General features: G+C 72.2%; 18 protein-coding genes. 7 read left to right on the top strand and 11 right to left on the bottom strand.

Annotation, left to right across the window (positions count from 1 at the left end; genetic code table 11):
• The first annotated feature begins 31 nt into the window (after positions 1-31).
• Genes ACFZDJ_RS49090 through ACFZDJ_RS49080 form a run of 3 tightly spaced genes read left to right on the top strand, consistent with a single transcriptional unit; the run spans position 32 to position 3,624 of the window.
• On the top strand, positions 32-1,603 hold the full coding sequence (locus ACFZDJ_RS49090) for an AMP-binding protein (protein WP_391069389.1): 1,572 nt from the start codon (positions 32-34) through the stop codon (positions 1,601-1,603).
• On the top strand, positions 1,600-2,799 hold the full coding sequence (locus tag ACFZDJ_RS49085; protein ID WP_391069387.1) for an FAD-dependent monooxygenase: 1,200 nt from the start codon (positions 1,600-1,602) through the stop codon (positions 2,797-2,799). Before ACFZDJ_RS49090 ends, ACFZDJ_RS49085 begins: the two co-directional genes overlap by 4 nt.
• Before the next feature lie 18 nt (positions 2,800-2,817).
• Positions 2,818-3,624 carry an aminotransferase class IV gene (locus tag ACFZDJ_RS49080; RefSeq protein WP_391069385.1) on the top strand — a complete coding sequence of 269 codons (807 nt, stop codon included), beginning with the start codon at positions 2,818-2,820 and terminating at the stop codon, positions 3,622-3,624.
• 115 nt (positions 3,625-3,739) lie between these two features.
• Here the strand turns inward: ACFZDJ_RS49080 and ACFZDJ_RS49075 are convergent, their stop codons facing one another.
• Positions 3,740-4,231: a carboxymuconolactone decarboxylase family protein gene (locus ACFZDJ_RS49075; protein WP_384909401.1), complete on the bottom strand. Its 492-nt coding sequence runs from the start codon at positions 4,229-4,231 to the stop codon at positions 3,740-3,742.
• Entirely contained in the window at positions 4,221-5,759 is a 1,539-nt protein-coding gene (locus tag ACFZDJ_RS49070; RefSeq protein WP_391069384.1) for an aminotransferase class I/II-fold pyridoxal phosphate-dependent enzyme, read from the bottom strand. Before ACFZDJ_RS49070 ends, ACFZDJ_RS49075 begins: the two co-directional genes overlap by 11 nt.
• Before the next feature lie 47 nt (positions 5,760-5,806).
• Here ACFZDJ_RS49070 and ACFZDJ_RS49065 point away from each other — a divergent pair, with 47 nt between their 5' ends.
• From ACFZDJ_RS49065 to ACFZDJ_RS49055, 3 genes are read left to right on the top strand one after another with little or no spacing between them, the layout of a single operon-like run.
• Entirely contained in the window at positions 5,807-6,346 is a 540-nt protein-coding gene (locus ACFZDJ_RS49065) for a carboxymuconolactone decarboxylase family protein (protein ID WP_390934765.1), read from the top strand.
• Positions 6,343-6,810, top strand: coding sequence for a carboxymuconolactone decarboxylase family protein (locus ACFZDJ_RS49060; RefSeq protein ID WP_385382014.1), 468 nt, complete (start codon positions 6,343-6,345; stop codon positions 6,808-6,810). Before ACFZDJ_RS49065 ends, ACFZDJ_RS49060 begins: the two co-directional genes overlap by 4 nt.
• Complete coding sequence (locus ACFZDJ_RS49055; protein ID WP_391069382.1) at positions 6,807-7,520, top strand: isocitrate lyase/phosphoenolpyruvate mutase family protein; 714 nt, start codon at positions 6,807-6,809, stop codon at positions 7,518-7,520. Before ACFZDJ_RS49060 ends, ACFZDJ_RS49055 begins: the two co-directional genes overlap by 4 nt.
• 6 nt (positions 7,521-7,526) lie before the next feature.
• On the opposite strand, the gene ACFZDJ_RS49050 is transcribed toward ACFZDJ_RS49055, so the two are convergent.
• From ACFZDJ_RS49050 to ACFZDJ_RS49030, 5 genes are read right to left on the bottom strand one after another with little or no spacing between them, the layout of a single operon-like run.
• A complete protein-coding gene (locus ACFZDJ_RS49050) occupies positions 7,527-8,483 on the bottom strand; it encodes a glycine betaine ABC transporter substrate-binding protein (RefSeq protein WP_391069380.1) in 957 nt (318 codons plus the stop codon).
• A gap of 1 nt (position 8,484) precedes the next feature.
• Positions 8,485-10,443: an ABC transporter permease subunit gene (locus ACFZDJ_RS49045; protein ID WP_390934769.1), complete on the bottom strand. Its 1,959-nt coding sequence runs from the start codon at positions 10,441-10,443 to the stop codon at positions 8,485-8,487.
• Entirely contained in the window at positions 10,443-11,516 is a 1,074-nt protein-coding gene (locus ACFZDJ_RS49040) for a betaine/proline/choline family ABC transporter ATP-binding protein (protein ID WP_391069378.1), read from the bottom strand. Before ACFZDJ_RS49040 ends, ACFZDJ_RS49045 begins: the two co-directional genes overlap by 1 nt.
• Positions 11,516-13,063 (bottom strand): GMC oxidoreductase, encoded by a 1,548-nt coding sequence (locus tag ACFZDJ_RS49035; RefSeq protein WP_391069377.1) that lies wholly within the window; start codon positions 13,061-13,063, stop codon positions 11,516-11,518. Before ACFZDJ_RS49035 ends, ACFZDJ_RS49040 begins: the two co-directional genes overlap by 1 nt.
• A 50-nt stretch (positions 13,064-13,113) precedes the next feature.
• A complete protein-coding gene (locus ACFZDJ_RS49030) occupies positions 13,114-14,652 on the bottom strand; it encodes an aldehyde dehydrogenase family protein (protein ID WP_391069375.1) in 1,539 nt (512 codons plus the stop codon).
• Between the two features lie 233 nt (positions 14,653-14,885).
• Here ACFZDJ_RS49030 and ACFZDJ_RS49025 point away from each other — a divergent pair, with 233 nt between their 5' ends.
• Entirely contained in the window at positions 14,886-15,803 is a 918-nt protein-coding gene (locus tag ACFZDJ_RS49025; protein ID WP_391069373.1) for a GNAT family N-acetyltransferase, read from the top strand.
• Here ACFZDJ_RS49025 and ACFZDJ_RS49020 read toward each other — a convergent pair.
• From ACFZDJ_RS49020 to ACFZDJ_RS49005, 4 genes are all read right to left on the bottom strand, one after another.
• Complete coding sequence (locus ACFZDJ_RS49020) at positions 15,800-16,729, bottom strand: hypothetical protein (RefSeq protein ID WP_391069371.1); 930 nt, start codon at positions 16,727-16,729, stop codon at positions 15,800-15,802. The genes ACFZDJ_RS49025 and ACFZDJ_RS49020 overlap by 4 nt on opposite strands.
• A gap of 67 nt (positions 16,730-16,796) precedes the next feature.
• Complete coding sequence (locus ACFZDJ_RS49015; RefSeq protein WP_168510469.1) at positions 16,797-17,159, bottom strand: hypothetical protein; 363 nt, start codon at positions 17,157-17,159, stop codon at positions 16,797-16,799.
• Positions 17,152-18,855, bottom strand: a complete 1,704-nt coding sequence (locus tag ACFZDJ_RS49010) for a hypothetical protein (RefSeq protein WP_391069369.1) — start codon at positions 18,853-18,855, stop codon at positions 17,152-17,154. The genes ACFZDJ_RS49015 and ACFZDJ_RS49010 overlap by 8 nt, the downstream gene beginning before the upstream one ends.
• A gap of 237 nt (positions 18,856-19,092) precedes the next feature.
• Positions 19,093-20,082, bottom strand: coding sequence for a malate dehydrogenase (locus ACFZDJ_RS49005; protein WP_390934776.1), 990 nt, complete (start codon positions 20,080-20,082; stop codon positions 19,093-19,095).
• Positions 20,083-20,983 lie beyond the last annotated feature (901 nt).

Here is a 20,983-nt window from a genome sequence, read left to right as displayed (position 1 = left end):
CAGGACAGACAGGACAGAAGGGAACGGGCACATGCGACAGCAGCAGCCCCTGCTCGCCGACCGCGGTTTCTACCTGGGCCCGATGTTCCGGCACGCGGCGGACCGCCACGGAGCCGTCTTCGTCACCCTGGACCGGCCGCTCGACGTCAGTCCCGGCCTCGGGGTCGACCTCAGCTATCCGGTGCTGGCCGAAGTGGTCGAGGAGCTCTCCGGACGGCTGTGGGAGGCCGGGGTCCGGCCCTCGGAGGAGGTGGTCGTCCACAAGACGGACAACGTCGACATCGTCCTGCTGACCTGCGCCGTCTCCCGCATCGGGGCCGTTCCCGTCCTCCTGTCCCCCGCGCTCGCCGGTCCGGTGGTGGGCCGGCTCCTCGAACGGCTCCACCAACCCTGGCTGATCACCGACAGAGCCAAGCTGGAGGGCCCGCTGGAGGACGTCGACCTCTCCGCCCTCGTACGCCGGACACTCTCCGTGGACGACGCGCCCGGGGCCGAACCCCTGGAGAAGTACGCCGGGTCGCGGACGCCTTCTCCCGTCCGGCTGCATCCGCGCGAGCCCGCCCTGATCACCCACAGCTCGGGCACCACCGGCCTGCCCAAGCTCGCCGTGCACTGCGCGAACACCATGTGGAACCGGCTCGTCCCGCAGAAGGCGATGGGCTGGCCCACCCGTGGCGAGACCGCCGCGCTGCACATGTCGTTCGTGCACTCGCGCTTCTACCATCTGCTCGGCGTCCTGCTGCACTTCGGCAGCCCGCTCGTGCTCATCACCGACCCGGACCCGGCCACGGTGGGACCGCTGCTGACCCGGCACCGCCCCGGCATCGTCGAGACCCACCCCAACACCTTCGTGCTGTGGGAGGAGCTGGCCGACGCGCCCGGAGCGCCGCTGTCCCGGGTCCGCTCGTACGGCTCCACGTTCGACGCGATCCATCCGCGCACCGTACGGCGGCTGCTGGACGCCTCGAAGCGGCGCACACCCTGGCTGATCCAGCTGTACGGGCAGAGCGAGACGGGTCCGGTGGCCTTCCAGTGGTTCACCCGGCGCAGCGCCGCCCGCGCGGACGGGCGCCGGGTCGGGATCGGGATTCCCGGCTTCACCCGGGTCCGGGTCACGGACGACTCCGGCGGGCGGGCCAGGCCCGGCACGCCCGGCCGCATCGAGGCCCGCACCCGGGGGCGGATCCTCACCTACCTCGGCGCCCGGGAGCAGTATCTGCGCCAGCTCGACGGCGGCGGCTGGTGGCAGATGGGCGACATGGGGTACCAGGGACGGCTGGGCGGGCTGTACCTGATCGACCGTGAGATCGATCAGATCGACTCGGTGCACAGCAATCTGGAGGTCGAGGACGCCCTGATGGACCGGCTGGAGGAGCTCCGTGAGGTGGTCATCGTGCCCGGCGCGGACCGGGAACCGGTGCCGGTGGTGTGCGTACGGGGCGAACGGCCGCTGGACCCGGCGCGCTGGCGGGAGGCCACGGCCGGTCTGCCGCCCCTGGCCGAGCCCCGGCAGTGGCGCTTCGAGGAGCTGCCGATGACCGCGACCTGGAAGGTGAAGCGGGTGGAGATCACCCGCATGCTGGCCGAGGGCGCGCGCACGTGAGCGGCGCCTGCGGCCATCCGGTCCTCGTGGTGGGTGCCGGGCCCGTGGGGCTGTCGGCGGCGCTCGCGCTGCGCGCGCACGGGCTGCCGGTCGTGCTCCTGGAGGCGGACCCCCAGGAGCGCGAACGCCCGGGCAGCCGCGCCCTGTTCGTCCACCGGGAGACCCTGCGGCTGCTCGACGGGATGCGCCCGGGGCTGGCCGACGAGATCACGGCGTACGGGCGCACCTGGCACACCAGACGGACCCTGTACCGGGGCCGTGAGGTGTACGCCCGCACCTTCCCGCCGCCGTCCACGCCCGGCCTCCCGCCCTTCACCAGCCTGCGCCAGGTGGACACCGAGCGCTTCCTGCGCACCGCGTGCGAGGCGGCCGGAGTGGAGTTCGTGTGGGGGGCGCGGGTGACGGGGGTGCGCGTCGCACCGACGGAGGTCGTGCTCACCGGCGCGGACGGCCGCGTCTGGACCGGCACGTACGCCGTCGCCGCGGACGGGGCGCGCTCGACGGTCCGGGGCGAGCTGGGCATCCCGATGGAGGGGACGCGCGCGGACGGATTCCACGTCGTCGTGGACGTCGCCGACCTGCCGGGCGCCGAGCTGCCGTTGGAGCGGGTCTTCCACTACGAGCATCCGGGGGTGGGCGGCCGCGGTGTGATGCGGGTGCCGTTCACCGGGGGCTTCCAGGTCGACCTGCAGTGCCGTGACGACGACACGCAGGAGGCGTACGGGACCGAGGAGGCCGTACGGGAATGGCTGCCCGCGGTGGTGGGCGACGGATACGCCGAGCGCGTCCTGTGGGTGTCGACGTACCGTTTCCTGCGCAAGGTCGCCGCCTCGTTCAGCGACCCGCGGCGGCGGGTGCTGCTCGTCGGCGAGGCCGCCCACCTGTTCCCGCCGTTCGGCGCGCGCGGGATGAACAGCGGGATCGCGGACGCGGCGGCTGCCGCACGGGCGATCGCCGAGGGGACGGCCGCCGCGGTCGCCGACTTCGCCGAGGTCCGGCGGGCGGCGGCCCTGTTCAACAGCGCGGCCGCCGGCAGCGCGCTGGACCATCTGCGGCCGCACCGCCGGATCGTCCGGGTCAAGCAGCGGGCGGCGGCGGCGCTCGCGCCCGTGCTGCCGTGGTGCGGTTCCTGGCTGGAGCACGCGCCGTACGGGCCACGGAACGGTTCGCCCGCTGTCGCGGGCCGCACGTACTGAGACCGAGAGGGGTACGCAGTGACACAACCGGCCATCGCGGAGGAGCTGTTGGCGTGGTCGCCCGGCCGTGGGCTGACCTCCGGACCGGCCCCCGGCACGTTGCCGGGCGGGCGGCTGCTCGTCGCGGACTCGTGGCTGCTGCGCGACGGCCGGATGCGCGGCTTCGACCGGCACCGGGAGCGCTTCCTGCGGGCCTGCGGCGACTGCGGCGGCCCACCGCTGGACCGGCTCGTCGCGTTCTGGCGGGACATGACCGCCGCGCTGCCGCGCACCGGGGAGTGGTTCCCCCGGGTCGAACTCGCCTCGGGCTCCATGGAGTTGCGGCTGCTGCTGCGGCACGCGCCACCGCTCGGCACGGGCGTGCGGGTCTGGGCGGCGGGGCAGAGCGATCCACGGACCGTCCCCCGCCGCAAGGGGCCCGACCTGGACACCCTGGCCCGGGTGAGGCGGCGGGCGTCCGGGAAGGGCGCGGAGGAGGCGGTGCTGATCGCGTCCTCCGGTGTGGTCCTTGAGGCGGCCACGGCCAGCGTGCTGTGGTGGGAGGACGACACCCTGTGTTCGCCCTCGCCGCAGCTGCCCGTCCTGGCCGGAGTGACGGCCGGCCTCATCCAGGAGCGGGCCCACCGGACCGGGATCCGTGTCGCCCACCGCGAACGGACCGTGGCCGAGCTCGACGGCCGTGAGGTGTGGCTCGTGAACGCGCTGCACGGAATCCGGCCGGTGACCGCCTGGACGGCGCGGCCGATGAGCCCGGGGGCGGCCGTGCGCGCCCCGGAATGGCGGCAGTGGCTGGACGACGTCATGGAACCGCTGCCGGTCGACTGAATTCCGGAGTCGACCGGATTCCGGGCGGGATCACCGGAACAAAAGACGGGATCACCGGGACAAAAAGCGCCGGGTCGAATTCAATTCGACCCGGCGCTCTCCCTCGTACCCGAATTCAGCTTTTCTTCTGAGCGGGCTGGTAGGCGCCCGGCGCCATACGGGTCGCGATCGCGATCCGGTTGTACGCGTTGATGACGGTGGCCGCCCAGATCAGCGCCGCGATCTGGGCCTCGTCGAAGACCTCCGCCGCCGCGGCGTAGACCGCGTCCGGCACGTGTCCGTCGTGGACCAGCGTCACGGCCTCGGTCAACGCCAGTGCGGCACGCTCCCGTTCGGTGAAGAACGGGGTCTCCCGCCAGGCGTTCAGGGCGTAGATCCGCTGCTCGGTCTCGCCCCCGGCGCGGGCGTCCTTGGTGTGCATGTCGAGGCAGAACGCGCAGCCGTTGAGCTGCGAGGCGCGAATCCTGATCAGCTCCAGGAGTTCCGGTTCGACCTTGGCGTCCTGCGCCGCGGAAACGGCGGCTCCGTGCAGGGCGCCCATGGCGCCGGACACCTCGGGGGTAATCTTCTTCAGGGCTACACGGGACAGGGCTTCACTATTGCTCATGAGGCGACTGTATTCCATGAAAAGGGCCGCCGACTCCCTCGTTGTGGAAAGTACCGTTGAAAGTGCTGTCGAAAGTGCTGTTGAAGGTTCCGCTGAAAGTGCTGTCGAAAGGCAGCGCCGCGCACAATGCGTCCAGCGCCCCCGACCACCCGTGGTCCGGCGGTGTCCCGTACCCCACCACCAGCGCGTCGGTCCGCTCGGCGGGCGACTCCGGATGGCGGTAGCGGTCGAGCCCGTGCACCGCGAGCCCCTGCCAGGCCGCCGCCCGCAGCGTCTCCTGCTCGGTGCCGGGCGGCAGGCGCAGCACCACGTGCAGGCCCGCCGCGATGCCCGTGGCCCGGACTCCGGGAGCCTGTTCGGCGAGCCGCGCCACCAGGGCGTCCCGGCGGCGCCGGTAACGCAGCCGGGACGCGCGGACGTGGCGGTCGTAGGCGCCCGACGTGATGAACTCCGCCAGGGTGAGCTGGTCCAGCACCCCGCACGACCAGTCCACCCCGCCCTTCGCCGCGACCACCTCCGGGGCGAGCGACGGGGGCAGCACCAGCCAGCCCAGCCGCAGACCGGGGGCCAGGGACTTGCTGGCCGTGCCCACATGGACCACGTGGTCGGGGTCGAGGCCCTGGAGTGCGCCGACCGGCTGGCGGTCGTAGCGGAACTCCCCGTCGTAGTCGTCCTCCAGGATCAGACCGCCGCCACGCCGCGCCCAGTCCACCACCTGCGCCCGCCGGTCGGGGTGCAGCGGTACGCCCATCGGGAACTGGTGGGCGGGTGTCATCAGCACCGCCCGTACGCCTCCCAGCGCATCCCCGCCCTGTGGTCCGGCCGCCAACTCCTCCGTACGCGTGCCGAGTTCGTCGAATCCGAGTGGCACCGTCCGCAGCCCGGCCCGTTCCAGCAGCCGCCAGTGGACGTCGAGCCCGTACGACTCCACGGCCAGCGAGTTCAGTCCCCGCCCGCGCAGCACCTGGCCGAGCAGCATCAGGCCGTGCACGAAGCCGGAGCAGATGACGATGTGCTCCGGGTCCGTGCGGACGCCCCGGGCACGGGCCAGATAGCCGGCCAGGGCGGTGCGCAGTTCCACCCGGCCGCGCGGGTCGCCGTAGTCGAGGGCCTCGTGCGGGGCGAGGGCCAGGGCGCGGCGGGAGGCCTTCAGCCAGGCCGCGCGGGGGAAGGAGGACAGGTCGGGGGAGCCGGGGACCAGGTCGTACGCCGGGCGGGCGTGGGCGGGGCGGCCGGGCGCGGAGGTGGTGGAGGGGGCCTGCACCGGGCGGCGTGCGACGCTTGTGCCCGAGCCCTGGCGGGCGGTGAGCCAGCCCTCCGCCACCAGGTCCGCGTACGCCTCCGCGACCGTGTTGCGCGCGATCCCCAGGTCGGCGGAGAGGGAGCGGGAGGAGGGCAGCCGGGTGCCGGGGGCGAGGCGGCCGCTGCGGACCGCCTCGCGGAGGGCTTGCGTCAGACCTCTGCGGACACCGCCTCCGGTCGGCTCGACGTGCAGGTCGACCCCGAAAGTGGCCCAAGATTTCGCCATGTAAATGGACCATACTCCTGGGCTGCTTCGCTCGTAGGGTCGAGAACATGACGACGAACGACACCACCACCGAGCCGACCGGCACCACTGCCACGACCGCCACCACCGCCGATCACGCCCCCGAGCACAGTCCCCGCCTGCACTGGGCCAAGCACGCCCCCGAGGTCTACAAGGCCATGCTCCGGCTGGAGACGGCCGCACAGCGGGGGCTGGAGCCGAAGCTGCGCGAGCTGGTGAAGATCCGTGCCTCGCAGCTCAACCACTGCGCGTTCTGCCTCGACATGCACACCAAGGACGCGCTGGCGGCCGGGGAGAGCGTGCAGCGGATCGTCCAGCTCAGCGCGTGGGAGGAGTCGAAGCACTTCTACACGGAGAAGGAACTCGCGGCGATCGAGCTGACCGAGGCCGTCACCGTCCTCACCGACGGGTTCGTACCGGACGAGGTGTACGAGAAGGCGGCACAGCACTTCGAGGAGGCCGAGCTGGCGCAGCTGATCGCCGCGATCACGGTGATCAACGCGTGGAACCGGTTCGGCGTGAGCACGCGGATGGTCCCGGGCCACTACGAGGCGGGCCAGCACCAGTGACGGAGCGCGCCGAACCCACGAGGGAGCGCACGAAGGTGCTCGACCCGGCGGTCGGGCGGGCCCTGTCCGCGTTGAGCGCCGCCGCGAAGAAGGGGCTCGGCGAGCCCGCGCTCGCCGAACTCGTCATGATCCGCGCCTCCCAGCTCAACCACTGCGCGTTCTGCCTCGACATGCACCTCGAACTGGCCCGCAAGAACGGCGAGTCCGAGGACCGCGTCCAGCTCCTCAACGCCTGGGAGGAAGCGGAGGACCTCTACAGCGACCGCGAGCGGGCGGCGCTGGCGCTGACGGAGGCGGTGACCGTCCTGACGCAGGGTTTCGTTCCGGACGAGGTGTACGCGCGGGCGGCCGAGCACTTCGACGACGTCCGGCTCGCTCACCTCATCGCCCTGATCACCGCGATCAACGGCTGGAACCGGGTGATGGTGAGCCGTCGGATCCCGCCGGGGGGATACGCGCCGTGAGCGGGGTCGAGGTCTTACGGGCGCTGCATCGCCATCGCCTCCCCGACGACCCCCTCGTCCTGCCCGGCCCCTGGGACGCCGTCTCCGCGCGGGTGTGCGTGGACGCCGGGTTCCCCGCGCTCGCCACGCCCAGCGCGGGGATCGCCGCCTCGCTCGGGTACGAGGACGGGGCCACGCCCGCCGCCGAGATGTTCGCGGCGGTCGCGCGGATCGCGCGGGCCGTGGAGGTGCCGGTGTCGGCGGACGTCGAGGACGGGTACGGGCTCGCGCCGAAGGAGCTGGTGGAACGCCTGCTGGAGGCGGGGGCCGTGGGTTGCAACCTTGAGGACTCCCACGGCGGAGCCCTCAAGGACCCGGCCCGGCACGCCGACTGGCTGGCCGAGGTGCGCTCGGCCGCGGGCGACCGGCTCTTCGTCAACGCCCGCGTCGACACCTTCGCCCGCGGGGACGGTGATCCGGAGCGGGCGATCGAGCGGGCCGCGCTGTACGTCGCGGCGGGCGCCGACTGCGTGTATCCGATCGGCGCCCCCGTCGGCGTACTGCCGCTGCTGCGGGCGGGGATCCAGGGTCCGATCAACGTGTTCGCCCGGCTCGAGGGCCCCCGGGCCGCCGAACTCGGCGAGCTGGGGGCCACCCGGATCACCTTCGGGCCGGGCCTCCAGCGCCGTGCGACCGGGGCGCTGCGGGAGATCGCCGCGCGCCTGAGGTAGCCGGGCTCACGACAGCCACGCGCGCCACGTCGACGCGTGGCTGTCGACCCACTTCTTCGCCGCGTCCTGCGGCGACAGCTTGTCGTTCGCGATCATCAGGGAGACCTCGTTCTGGTCCTCGGTGGTCCACTTGAACTTCTTCAGGAAGGCGGCCGCCTTGCCGCCGCTCTTCGCGAAGTCGGCGTTCAGGTACTTCTGGAGCGGTGTGTGCGGGTAGGCGCAGGCGACCTTGGCCGCGTCGGCGTCGCAGCCCTCCTTGTAGGGCGGCAGCTTCACCTCCGTCATGGGGACCTTCTTGAAGAGCCACTGGGGCGAGTACCAGTAGGTGAGGAAGGGCTTCTTCTCCTTGGCGAACTGCTTCATCTGGGTGATCTGCGCGGCCTCCGAACCGGCGAACACCACCTGGTAGTTCAGCTTCAGGTTGGTCACCAGGGCCTTGTCGTTGGTGACGTAGGAGGGTGAGCCGTCCATGAGCTGGCCCTTGCCGCCGCTCTCCGCGGTACGCATCTGGTCGGCGTACTTGTCGAGGTTCTTCCAGTCGGTCACGTCGGGGTGCTGCTTGGCGAAGTACGTCGGGACGTACCAGCCGATGTGTCCGGTGACGCCCAGGTCCCCACCCGGGGCGATCGTCTTCTTGTCCTCGACGTACCGCTTCTCCTGGTCGGGGTGGCCCCAGTCCTCCAGGATGGCGTCGACCCGGCCCTGGCTGAGCGCGTCCCACGCGGGGACCTCGTCGACCTGGACGGTGTCGACGCGATAGCCGAGCTCGTGCTCCAGCAGGTACTGCGCGACGGCCACGTTGGCCTGCGCGCCCACCCAGGACTGGACGGAGAGGGTCAGGCTCTTCGAGCCCCGCGCGTTCGCGAAGGGCGAGGCCTGCTTGGTCATGTCGACGGCGCCGCAACCGGTCAGCGTCACCAGCGCGGCCGCACCGGCCATCACCGAAGTCGTACGAAGGCGCATGTCACGCTCCCTTCTTCGTGGTCCGCGCGGTCGGCTGGGTCACCCGGTCGAGCATCAGGCCGAGGCAGACGATCGCCGCGCCGGCGACGAGACCGGTCGCCAGGTCGCCCTGCGCGAGGCCGAACACGACGTCGTAACCGAGCGCGCCACCGCCGACCAGACCGCCGATGATGACGACGGCGAGGACGAGCACGACGCCCTGGTTCACGGCGAGGAGCAGCGACTGGCGGGCCAGCGGCAGCTGGACCTGACGCAGTTGCTGGGCCCCGGTGGCACCGAGAGAGCGGGCCGACTCCAGCGCGGCCGGGTCGACGGCGCGCAGGCCCTGGGTGGTGATGCGGACGACGGCGGGCAGCGCGTAGACGACCGCGGCGGCCACGGCGGGCGCGCGGCCCACGCCGAACAGCGCCACCACCGGGATCAGGTAGACGAACTGCGGCATCGTCTGGAAGACGTCAAGGACCGGCCGCAGCAGCCGCTCGACGCGCTCGCTGCGCGCCGCCGCGATGCCGGTCGCGAAGCCGAGCACGAGGGTCACGGCGACCGCCGCGAGGACCTGCGACAGCGTGTCCAGGGACGGCTTCCACACGCCGAGCACCCCGATCGCGGCCATCGCGAGGACCGCGGTGAGGGCGGTGCGCCAGGTGCCGATCAGCCAGGCCAGGGCGGCGACGATCAGCAGGACCGACCACCAGGGCAGCCACTGGAGGCCGTCCCGGACGGGGTCCAGGACCCAGGTGGTGAAGTGGCCCGCCCAGTCGGCGGTGCCGCCGATGTAGGGGACGCCGGAGTAGAGGTGGTTGGTCATCCAGTCGACGACCCGGTTCACGGGCTCGGCGATGGAGAGGGTCCAGGAGGCGGGCCAGTCGAGACGGCCGGTGAGGTGTCCGGCCAGCGCCACGACGAGGGCCACGGCAGCGGCGTACGCCCAGCGCGGTGCCGTCGCCCCGGAGTCCGAGCCGAGTCGCTCCCCGGCCGCTCCCGTCACCCGGTCCAGGACGACCGCGAGCAGCACGATCGGGATACCGGCGGCGAGTGCGGCGCCCACGTCGACGGAGGCCAGGGCCTGGTAGACGCGGTCGCCGAGGCCGCCCGCGCCGATCACGGAGGCGATGACCGCCATGGACAGGGCCATCATGATCGTCTGGTTGAGGCCGAGGAGGAGTTCCTTGCGGGCCAGTGGGAGACGGGCGGTCAGCAGGCGCTGGCGGGCGGTGGCGCCGAGCGAGGTGACGGCCTCCATCACCCCGGCGTCGGCGTCACGCAGGCCGAGCGCGGTGAGGCGGGCCATGGGCGGGGCGGCGTACACGACGGTGGCGAGGACGGCGGCGGGGACGCCGATGCCGAAGACGAGGACGACGGGGAGGAGGTACGCGAACGCCGGGAGCACCTGCATGGTGTCGAGGACGGGGCGCAGCGCGCGGTAGGTGCGATCGGAGACCCCGGCGGCGAGGCCGAGCAGCGCGCCCAGCAGGACGGACGCGAGGACGGCGACCACCATGAGCGCGAGGGTCTGCATGGTCGGCACCCACATGCCGAGCAGTCCGCAGGCGAGGAACGCGGCGGCCGTGCCGAGCGCGAGCCGTACGCCCGCCGTACGCCAGGCGACGAGTGCCGCGACGGCTGTCACACCGGCCCAGCCCGCCGCGAGCAGCACCACGTAGACGGCGCGCACGGAGAGGACGACGGCGCTGCTGACGTACCCGAAGAAGTAGAGGAACAGGGGGTGGCTGTCCCGGTTGTCGATGATCCACTCACTGGCTCGGCCGAGGGGTGCGGAGAGGTCGACGGTGAGGGCGCCCGGCCAGGTGCCGCTCGCCCAGTGGGAGTCGAGGACCGGGACGATCACGGCCGCCGCGACGGCGAGCAGCAGCAGCTTGCCGACGGCCCGGTGTCCGCGGAGGTTCTTGAGCAGCGCGGAGACGCCGGAGTGACCGACGGTCGCGGTGACGGTGGCCATCAGGCGGCCTCCCCACGGGGGCCGTCCGGCGCCCCGCCGGCGGGCGTGTCCGCGCCGGCCACCACGCCGAGCAGCGCCGCGGAGTCCACGACGCCGACGCAGCGTCCGTGGTCCATCACGCGGGCGGGGTCGCCCGAGCGGGCCACCGCCTCGATGGCCTCGGAGACGGTCGCGTCGGGAGCGAGCGCCGGGCCTCGGGCGGCCTCCGCGGCGGACGCGGCCCGCATGGCCGTACGGACGGTCATGACCTGTTCGCGCGGTACGTCCCGGACGAACTCGCGGACGTAGTCGTCGGCGGGTGAGCCGACGATCTCCTCGGGGGTGCCGAGCTGGACGACACGGCCGTCGCGCATGAGCGCGATGCGGTCGCCGAGGCGCAGTGCCTCGTTGAGGTCGTGGGTGATGAAGACCATCGTGCGGCCCTCGTCGTGGTGCAGCCGGATGACCTCCTCCTGCATGTCGCGCCGGATCAGCGGGTCGAGCGCGCTGAACGGCTCGTCGAAGAGCAGGACTTCGGGGTCGACGGCGAGCGCGCGGGCGAGTCCGACGCGCTGCTGCTGGCCGCCGGAGAGCTGGGCGGGCCTGCGCTGCTCCATGCCCTCCAGGCCGACCTTGGCGACGACCTCGGCGGCCTTCTCCCGGCGCTCGGCCTTGCCGACACCCTGGATCTCCAGGCCGTACGCCACGTTGTCGAGCACCGAGCGGTGCGGGAGCAGGCCGAAGTGCTGGAAGACCATCGCGGCGCGGTGGCGGCGCAGTTCCCGCAGCCGGTTCTTGTCCATGGCGCGTACGTCCTCGCCGTCGATGACGATCCCGCCCGCGGTCGGCTCGATCAGCCGGGTGAGACAGCGGACCAGCGTGGACTTGCCGGAGCCGGACAGGCCCATGACGACGAAGACCTCGCCCTTGCGGACGTCGAAGCTCACGTCCCGGACGGCGGCCGTGCAGCCGGTGCGGGAGCGGAGTTCGGCGGGGGTGAGGGCGGCGAGCCCGGGGTCGGCGGGGACGCGCTCGGCCTTCGGCCCGAACACCTTCCACAGGCCGTCGACGCAGAAGACGGAATCAGTACTCATCACGCACCGCCCCCGATCAGCTCGGCGCATTTCTCCCCGACCATGAGCACTCCGATCATCGGGTTCACGGCGGGCATCGTCGGGAAGACGGACGCGTCGGCGATCCGCAGGCCGTCGAGGCCGCGCACCCTCAACTCGGGGTCGACCACGGCCAGTGGGTCGTCCGTGGCGCCCATCCGGCAGGTGCCCGCCGGGTGGTAGACGGTGTGCGCGACCTGACGGGCGTACGCGCTCAGCTCCTCGTCGTCGGTGACCTCGGGCCCGGGGCACACCTCGCGCTTGAGCCAGCCGGCGAGCGGCTCGGTGCGGGCGATCCGGCGGGCGATGCGGATGCCCTCGACGAGGGTGCGGCCGTCGTAGTCGTCCTCGTCCGTGAAGTAGCGGAAGTCGAGGGCGGGCTTGACCGATGGATCGGCGCTGGTCAGATAGAGGCGGCCGCGGCTGCGCGGCTTGGGGATGTTGGGGGTCATGGAGACGCCGTGCGCCGGGCGTTCGTAGCCCAGCCGCTCCGGGTTGTCCGTGAAGGGGATCTGGTAGAAGTGGAACATCAGGTCGGGGCCCGCCTGTTCGGGGTCGCGGCGCACGAACAGGCCCGCGTCGGAGTCCATCGCCGAGTTCTCCGGGATCGGCCCGTCGGTCTCCCAGACGATGACCGACTCGGGGTGGTCGAGCAGGTTCTCGCCGACGCCGGGCAGGTCGTGGGCGACGGGTATGCCGAGCTCCGCCAGGTCGTGGGCGGGTCCGATCCCGGAGTGCAGCAGCAGCCGCGGCGAGTCGACCGCGCCCGCGCACAGCAGAACCTCGCGCCGGGCCCGTACGAGGCTCTCCGTGCCGTCCTTGGCGCGCACGTGCACGCCCGTGGCGCGCGTCCCCTCCAGCTCGAGCCGGTACGCCCAGGTCTCCAGCAGGAGCGTGAGGTTGGGCCGTTCGTCCATCACCGGGTGCAGATACGCGACCGACGCGCTGGAGCGCTTGTTGTTCTCGGGGTGATAGGCGAGGTCGAAGAATCCGGCGCCCTCGGTGAACGGCTTCTTGTTGAAGCCCTCGACGCGGGGCACGCCCAGCGCGCCCTGGGCGGCCTCGACGAAGTCGCGGGCGACGGCGTTGCGGTCCTTCTCGTCGACCGGGACGATGTTGTTGAGGAGCCGCGCGAAGTACGCCTCCATCGGCACCGCGCCCCAGCCCTTGGCGCCCGCGGTCTCCCACTCGTCCCAGTCGGACGGCAGCGGCTTGAACGCGATCAGCGTGTTGTGGGACGAACAGCCGCCGAGGACGCGGGCCCGGCTGTGCCGGATGTGCGAGTTGCCGCGCGGCTGCACGGTCGTCGGGTAGTCGTAGTCCAGTTCGCCGCCGAGCAGGCCCATCCAGCGGCGCAGGGTGAGGACGTCCTCACGGCCGACGTCACTGGGACCGCCCTCGATGACGGCGACCGTCACGTCGGCGTTCTCGGTGAGACGGGAGGCGATGACGGAGCCTGCCGTGCCGCCGCCGATGACGACGTAGTCGTACGTGTTCTCGGACGCGTTCTCGTGCGTGCTTTCGTGCATGGGGGTGCTCCAGAGTGCAAGGGCAAGTGCTGTGTGGGGTGGGGGTTACGTCACTGGGGTCGGCCCGCGAACCAGCGGACCGGCTTCGGCGCCAGGTTCTGGTAGACGTGCTTGGTCTCGCGGTACTCGGCGAGGCCCGCCGGGCCCAGTTCGCGCCCCACGCCGCTCTTCCCGAAGCCGCCCCACTCCGCCTGCGGGAGGTAGGGGTGGAAGTCGTTGATCCAGACGGTGCCGTGCCGCAGCCGTCCCGCGACGCGACGGGCGCGGCCCGCGTCGGTGGTCCAGACGGCGCCCGCGAGCCCGTACTCGGTGTCGTTGGCGAGCGCGACGGCCTCGTCCTCGGTGCGGAAGGTCTCCACGGTCAGGACGGGCCCGAAGACCTCCTCGCGGACCACCTTCATCTCCCGGTGGCACTGGTCGAGGACGGTCGGCTCGTAGAAGTACCCGGTGGCGGGCCGTTCGGCGGACGGCTCGGGGCGCCGGCCGCCCGCCCGCAGCACCGCGCCCTCCGCGAGCGCGGAGGCGACGTACGCCTCGGTCTTCTCGCGCTGTCCCTCCGACACGAGGGGGCCGCACTCGACGCCGTCCTCGGTGCCACGTCCGAGCCTGATCCTGCTTGCCCTGCGGGCGAGTTCGGCGACGAAGCGCTCGCGCACGGACTCCTCGACGATGAGCCGGGATCCGGCCGAGCAGACCTGGCCGCTGTGGATGAAGGCGGCGTTAAGGGCCTGGTCGACGGCGGTGTCGAAGTCCTCGTCCGTGGCGCAGGCGTCGGCGAAGACGACGTTGGGGTTCTTGCCGCCGAGTTCCAGGGCGACCTTCTTGACGCTCTCCGCGGCGGCCCGCGCCACCTTCGTGCCGCTGACCAGGCCGCCGGTGAAGGAGACGAGGTCGACGCCGGGGTGCTCGGCCAGGCGGGCGCCCACCGTGTGCCCCGGGCCGGTCACGAGGTTGGCCACCCCGGCGGGGAGTCCGGCCTCGGTGAGCAGCCGTATCAGCGCGATCGTCGTCAGCGGGGTGATCTCGCTCGGCTTGACCACGAAGGCGTTCCCGGCCGCGAGGGCGGGCGCGATCTTCCAACTGGCCTGCAGAAGCGGATAGTTCCAGGGGGTGATCAGCGCGCAGACGCCGACGGGCTCGTGCACGACGACGCTGTGGATGTCGTCGGACCCGGCGTCGACGACCCGCCCGCCGCCCTCCCCCACGACGAGGTCGGCGAAGTACCGGAAGGCGTCCGCGACACAGTCGATGTCGACGCGCCCTTCTTCGAGGGTCTTGCCCGCGTCCCGGCTCTCCAGCAGCCCGAGCTCTTCCCGGTCCCGGACGAGGAGGTCGGCGACACGGCGCAGCAGCGCGGCGCGCTCGGCGACGGGGGTACGGGGCCACTCCCCCGTGTCGAAGGCGAGGCGCGCGGCGGCGACGGCCGCGTCCGCGTCCCGCTCGTCACCCTCCGCGACCACGGCGAACGGCTTGGCATCCGCGGGATCGAGGATCTCGCGGGTGGCACGGGAGACGGCCTCCCGCCACTCTCCACCCACGTGAAGCGTCTGTCGTGCCTGCTGAGCCTGGTGCGCCTGGTGTCCGGCCATGGTCGGTGTTGCCTTCCGTTCCTGTTCCGTGCCCCTGCGTGTCCGTGTGTGACACGCGTGTCACTCTCGGGGACCGGGAGCGCCTGCCCCTCGACCCGGAATGCATGCACAACCAGTGACCAAAAGTGCCCGGCGTCACTGAAAAATAGGCAGAAATACGACCAGAAGCCACAAAACGCAGGATGTGAGTGATCGGCACCCCGGAGGTGGCTTTCTTTGACTAGAGTCAAAGAATGACTCGTTCGGTGTCAGCGCAGGACGTGCGGGCGCTGCGGCGCTTCAACCGGTACTTCACCCGGCGCATCGGAGCCCTCGACGACCACTACCTCGGACAGGACCGGCCGCTCGGCGAGGCGCGGCTGCTGTTCGAGATCGGGGACGGGGCCTCGCTGCGGGAGCTGCGCGGCCGGCTCGGCCTGGACGCCGGGTACTTGAGCCGGATGATCCGGGCACTTGAGGCTCAGGGGCTGGTGCGGGTGAGCGTGCCGGCCGAGGACAGCCGACTGCGGGTCGCGGAGCTCACGCCGGCCGGGCGGGTCGAGGTCGACGAGCAGAACCGGCGGGCCGACGCGCTGGCCGAGGGACTGCTCGGCTCCCTCGACGAGCGCCGGCGCGGCGAACTCACCGCCGCCATCGCCGCCGCCGAACGGCTGCTGCGGCTGGCCGCGATCACCGTCGAGTCCGTCGACGGTGCCTCGCGCGACGCGCGCGACTGCCTCGCCGGGTACGCCGCCGACATCGGCGCACGGTTCCCGGAGGGTTTCGACCCCGCCGCCCTCGTACGGCCCGACGAGGTGTCCGGGGACTCGGGTGCCTTCCTGGTCGCGTACGAGGAAGGGCGTCCCGTGGGGTGCGGGGCGCTGCGGCGGCTCACACCGGACACCGGCGAGATCCGGCATGTGTGGGTGCGGCCAAAGGCCCGGCGGCTCGGCCTCGCCCGCCGGATCCTCGACGGACTGGAACGGGCGGCCGTCGCGCGCGGGTACGGCGCCGTACGCCTCGACACCCACGCGGTGCTCACCGAGGCGCAGGCGATGTACCGGGCGTGCGGCTACACCGAGATCCCGCGCTACGACGACAACGTCTACGCCGCCCACTGGTTCGAGAAGCGGCTGCCCGGCCCGTCCGAGGAGCCGAATGACAGGGCCTAGGTACGGCTCGCGCAGTTCGTGCCGGTGGGGCAGAAGGAGTTCAGGGCCGTGGTGAGCGGGCCGGTCATGTCCACGCCCTCGGGGCCGCTCGCGTTGATCGCGTAGAGCGTGCCGTCGGCGGCGCGGAAGCGGTGGTCGACCACGTGCGTGGCGCCCTTCTGCGGGCTGTCGTAGCGGTAGGTGACCTCTGTCCAGTCGGACCCGTTCTGCCGCTCGATGAGCCGGTACCCCGGGAGCTTCTGCGAGATCTCCTCGGCCTGGGACGACGACTCGGCCAGGGAGCTCTCCTTGACCTCGAACAGCATGAGCCTGCTGCTGCCGCCGGGGGCCGTGTAGGTGACGACCGGCGCCAGCTTGCCCTGTACCTCCTCGCGCACCCAGCCGTCCGGCACGTCCACCGTGTAGCCGACCGAATCCACCGACCTGCTGTAGCCGGGCGACGGCTCCGGGGTCGTGGGCTGCGTCGCCGGGTCGCTGGACCCGCCCGAACCGGCGTAGATGTCCGGACTCCCGGAGGTGTACCCGGTGTCCGGGGAAGGAACGCTCTGGGTCGCCGTGACGGTCACCGCCGGGCGCGACGGGTCCGCGCCGGTGTGCCCGGACGAGTCGTCCCTGGTCAGCGCCCACACCGCGCCTCCGACACCGCCCGCGAGGACGGCGACGGCCACGATCACCACCAGCAGCCGGCGCGAGTCCGTGGGGGCCGGCCCCCGGCCGCCGCCGGGACTCCCGCCGGGCCCGGACCACGACGGTGGCGGCAGCGGCGTCTCGGGTGGGCGCGGCGGCCCCGCCTGGGTCGCCGACGCCCACCACTGCTGCTCCGCGTCCGGCGGCACCCCGCCACCGCCGGCCCCTGCCCTGCCCTGCCCGCCCGCACCGTCGTCGTCGACCCATCGCTGGCGGTCCTCGTCCCACCGTTGCGCCACCTCGTCACCCCGTTCCCACTAGACCGATCCCGCGCCGACCGCTGGGACCTGATCCAAACGACAGGCCCTATCCGGCCAGCTGCGCGATCACCTGCACCACGGCGGCCGTCGACGCCAGTCCCGCCACAGCCGCGGCGGCGGTCTCCAGGCGCATCCGCAGCCGGCCGAGCCGCGCCGGGTCCGCCTGGCCCGATCTCTCGATCTCCCCTTGCACCACGGCCAGTTCGCCGTCGAGCCCGGTCGTGTCGTCGGTCTGCGTGAGCAGCCGCAGATGCTCACGCAAGGTGCGAACGGCCTCCAGGAGCGCCACGGTCGTCTCGTCGGCACCGGCCGCGGGCGGCGCCTCGTGATAGTTCGCGGTGCCGTGGTCGCCGAAGTTCACCGCGCTGCGCGTGATCCGGTCGACCCGCCCGCCCGAGCCCTCAGTCATCCCTGTTCCCCTCGTTGTACGACGCGCCCCCACTGCCCATGGAGACGGCGCTCTTGCTGATCCGGCCCACCGCGGTGCCACCGCTCATCTGCCCGATGAACTGGCCGCCCGCGGCCACGTTGAAGATGTTCTGCTCGAAGCTGCCCGTCTCGCAGCCGCTGCGCCGCAGCGCCTCACGCACCCCGCTCGCGATGCGGTCCTCCACGGTCTTGATGTAACGGCTGACGTCCATCTCCTGGAACAGGGACAGCCGGTCGGTGCTGCCCATCTCCCGCACGGACACCAACGGGGCGTCCGGCGGGGCGTGTTCGGGCCGGGCCAGCCAGGTGCGCAGACACTGGACGAGGGTGCGCAGCATGGAGAACCCGGCCACCACACCCGTCGACGGGGCGGACAGCACCGTCCGCAGCACCTCGCGCCCCGTCGCGCCTTCCCCGGAAGCCGCGATGAAGTCGGCGCGCCGGTACTCCTCGAAGATCGGCCCCAGCACGTGCGGTACGACTTCCAGGACCAGCATCCCGCCCTGCGTGTGGACGCGGACCAGCACCGAGACCACGACCTGCTCGTCCCAGGCACCGACCCTGATGCGCAGGAAGTGACGGCGCGCCTCACCGCCCTCGTCCACCGCCCCCTCCAGGTGCAGCCGGGCCGACGACGGCTCGTACACGCCCTGGTTCCGGCCCACGCCGTACGGCAGGTAGACGAACTCCTCGACCTCCAGGTCCTTGAGCCGGTCCCGGCTGGTGCGCGCGGCGGACTCCCGCAGCGCCTCCAGCTTCGGTACGACCAGGTCGAGGATCTGCCGGTTGGTCAACTGCACCGGCGGCCGGTGCCCGTTCGCCGAACCGTCGCCGGTCTGCTCGGGCAGCTTGCCGTTCAGGCCGTCGAACGGCTTCTTGGCGGGGGTGATCTCCATCGCGAACGACCAGGGCTCGTACGGCTTTCCCGCGCCGACGAACGGCCGGTGGGCGTCGTAGAGCGCCACGGACGCGTGCTGCTCCCAGGTGACGGCCCGCGCGACCCGGAGCTGACGCTCGCTGCCCATGGGCAGTGCCACGGACGTACGGGCGAAGGCGTCCCGGGAGAGTTCGACGCTCATGACCGCGGCCACCTGGGAGCGGTGGGCACCGATCACGAAGGTGAGCAGGAGCGGGAAGATCACCAGAAAGGGGTCGTGCAGCAACTGGGTGAACGCGTACACCCAGTAGGCGATCTCCGCGGCCCGCGCCATGAAGGTGAGCCCCCAGGCGGTCGCCCTGCGCGGCAGCCGCAACCGGGCGGACTCGTCCCGGCTCGCGGCGTACATGCTCATGCCCCACCCGGACGCGACCCGCGCGGACCACAGCAGAAAGCAGACGGCGGCGTAGAAGAACACCGCGAGGGCGCCGAACGCCTCCGCGAAGCCCTGGACCCCCGCGTCCGCGACGCCGGTGGCCGCCCGGACCATCTCCACCAGGAAGAACACGACCCAGATGGCCAGCAGCCCGAGCCCGGTCAGGGCCTCCCTGCGGCGCGCCCGCAGCGCGTGCGCGAGCACGGCGACGACGTCGACACCGAGGGACGGCGCCGCGGGCCGCTCCTCGTGCCCTATGAGTTCGTCGATGACCCGTGCCCGGAACACGGTGTCCAGATGTACTCCGGCGCACAACAGCCGTGTCGCCTCGCTGTGTGCGTACCGTCTGTCCGATTCCGTCACTGGGACCACCCCCGTGTGTCTCCCCCGGCCGCGCCCCAGCTCTCTTGAGCAGCCCTGCGCTCCCCTACCGGACCGTACGTAACGACGATAGCGAGAGTTACTCCCCGTGCGCCCCCGCATACAGTGAGAAAGCACGTACGTTCGATGCGTACTTTCTGTACGCATGCGTCGGCCCCGCCCGGGACACTTCCCGGACGGGGCCGATGAGTTGCGAGTGACTCAGGTGAGTCGGGTACGTCAGATCAGACCGAGACCGCGGACCGCGTCGCGCTCCTCCTCGAGCTCCTTGACGGAGGCGTCGATACGGGCGCGGGAGAACTCGTTGATGTCCAGGCCCTGGACGATCTCGTACTGCCCGTCCTTGGTGGTGACGGGGAAGGAGGAGATGATCCCCTCGGGCACGCCGTAGGAACCGTCCGAGGGGATACCCATGGAGGTCCAGTCACCGTCGGCGGTGCCGTTGACCCAGGTGTACACGTGGTCGATGGCGGCGTTGGCGGCGGAGGCGGCGGAGGACGCGCCACGGGCCTCGATGATCGCGGCACCGCGCTTGGCGACGGTCGGGATGAAGTCCTCGGCGAGCCACTTCTCGTCGTTCACGACCTCGGCGGCGTTCTTGCCGGCGACCGTGGCGTGGAAGATGTCCGGGTACTGGGTGGCGGAGTGGTTGCCCCAGATGGTGAGGCGCTTGATGTCCGCGACCGTGGTGCCGGTCTTCTTCGCGAGCTGGGTCAGTGCGCGGTTGTGGTCCAGGCGGGTCATCGCGGTGAAGCGCTCGGCCGGTACGTCCGGGGCGGCGGCCTGGGCGATGAGGGCGTTGGTGTTGGCCGGGTTGCCCACGACGAGGACCTTGATGTCGTCCGCCGCGTTGTCGTTGATGGCCTTGCCCTGCGGCTTGAAGATGCCACCGTTGGCGGAGAGCAGGTCACCGCGCTCCATGCCCTTGGTACGGGGGCGGGCGCCGACGAGCAGACCGACGTTGGCGCCGTCGAAGGCGACGTTCGGGTCGTCGGTGATGTCGATGCCCGCGAGCAGCGGGAAGGCGCAGTCGTCGAGCTCCATCGCGGTGCCCTCGGCGGCCTTCAGCGCCGGCGTGATCTCCAGGAGGCGCAGCTTGACCGGCACGTCCGCGCCGAGCAGCTGGCCGGAGGCGATGCGGAAGAGCAGGGCGTAACCGATCTGGCCGGCCGCGCCGGTGACGGTGACGTTCACGGGAGTGCGGGTCATGGCGTTCTCCGTATGACAGCAGGCGGTGGGGCGTCCCTGCCCCGGGGTGCAGGATCGTCCCCTGCGTCCACCGCAATGATCGATCAAAGGAACCGATGATCGATCTCTCGGCGTCAAGAGAGATCCGCCGTCAGGCTATCGCGCATCCAGGATGCCGGACGGCCGGGTCCCGTGTGGCCCACCCCACAACCCCCCGGTGGGGCGGCCGTCGGTCCGGGAGAGGATGACACGACGGCCGCCGTCGGGGTGACCGGCCGGGGCCGGATCCCGTGGGGGTACGGTGCGCCTGCCCCAACGGCGCCGGAACATTCCTGGGGCTCGGAATTTGAGGGTGGGTTCTCCGACTGCGGGTGAGCGGGGGTTGCTCACGCAGTTCCCCGCGCCCCCGGGGCCGGGGCTGCGCCCCGAAACCCCGCCCACACGAAGTACCTCGGCTGCCGCCCGGCGCGGGTTGCTCGCGCAGTTCCCCGCGCCCCTGGGGACGGGGCTGCGCCCCGAAATTCCGGCCGCCTGTTGTCTTTTGGCCGACGGTTGGTGGGGGGTGCCCGCGCAGTTCCCCGCGCCCCTGAAGGGGCGCGGCCCCTCGGAGTGTTTCCTCGCCTGCGGGACGGTGGGGGCTGGGCGCGCAGTTCCCCGCGCCCCTAAGAGCCTCGGCTCGACCGGCGTTCGAGGACGCGACCGAAGGCCGAATCCCGGCCACCCTCGCTCATCCCATCCACCCCGGCCCGCGCCCCTCAGCCCGTCCGGCGATTGAGGACGAGGCCGTTCAGGCCGATGCCCCCCCCCCCCCCCCGGCCCCCCCCCCCCCCCCCGGCCCCCCCCAACCCCCCCCCCCGCGGGTTTTGGGCACCCCCCCGGGGGGGTTAAGCCCCCCCCCCCCCCCCCCCCCCCCCCCCCCCCC

The sequence above is a fragment of the Streptomyces sp. NPDC007896 genome, from assembly GCF_042959425.1.
In the GTDB taxonomy this organism is placed as follows: domain Bacteria; phylum Actinomycetota; class Actinomycetes; order Streptomycetales; family Streptomycetaceae; genus Streptomyces.
The sequence above is the reverse complement of the archived record's forward strand: the minus strand, read 5'-3'. Positions and strand labels throughout refer to the sequence as shown.

What these genes read in the sequence shown, in the direction of transcription:
- ACFZDJ_RS49090 (WP_391069389.1), top strand. Translation starts at nt 32, where the DNA reads ATGCGACAGCAGCAGCCCCTGCTCGCCGACCGCGGTTTCTACCTGGGC.
- ACFZDJ_RS49075 (WP_384909401.1), bottom strand. Translation starts at nt 4,231, where the DNA reads ATGAGCAATAGTGAAGCCCTGTCCCGTGTAGCCCTGAAGAAGATTACC.
- ACFZDJ_RS49070 (WP_391069384.1), bottom strand. Translation starts at nt 5,759, where the DNA reads ATGGCGAAATCTTGGGCCACTTTCGGGGTCGACCTGCACGTCGAGCCG.
- ACFZDJ_RS49065 (WP_390934765.1), top strand. Translation starts at nt 5,807, where the DNA reads ATGACGACGAACGACACCACCACCGAGCCGACCGGCACCACTGCCACG.
- ACFZDJ_RS49050 (WP_391069380.1), bottom strand. Translation starts at nt 8,483, where the DNA reads ATGCGCCTTCGTACGACTTCGGTGATGGCCGGTGCGGCCGCGCTGGTG.
- ACFZDJ_RS49045 (WP_390934769.1), bottom strand. Translation starts at nt 10,443, where the DNA reads ATGGCCACCGTCACCGCGACCGTCGGTCACTCCGGCGTCTCCGCGCTG.
- ACFZDJ_RS49040 (WP_391069378.1), bottom strand. Translation starts at nt 11,516, where the DNA reads ATGAGTACTGATTCCGTCTTCTGCGTCGACGGCCTGTGGAAGGTGTTC.
- ACFZDJ_RS49035 (WP_391069377.1), bottom strand. Translation starts at nt 13,063, where the DNA reads ATGCACGAAAGCACGCACGAGAACGCGTCCGAGAACACGTACGACTAC.
- ACFZDJ_RS49030 (WP_391069375.1), bottom strand. Translation starts at nt 14,652, where the DNA reads ATGGCCGGACACCAGGCGCACCAGGCTCAGCAGGCACGACAGACGCTT.
- ACFZDJ_RS49025 (WP_391069373.1), top strand. Translation starts at nt 14,886, where the DNA reads ATGACTCGTTCGGTGTCAGCGCAGGACGTGCGGGCGCTGCGGCGCTTC.
- ACFZDJ_RS49015 (WP_168510469.1), bottom strand. Translation starts at nt 17,159, where the DNA reads ATGACTGAGGGCTCGGGCGGGCGGGTCGACCGGATCACGCGCAGCGCG.
- ACFZDJ_RS49005 (WP_390934776.1), bottom strand. Translation starts at nt 20,082, where the DNA reads ATGACCCGCACTCCCGTGAACGTCACCGTCACCGGCGCGGCCGGCCAG.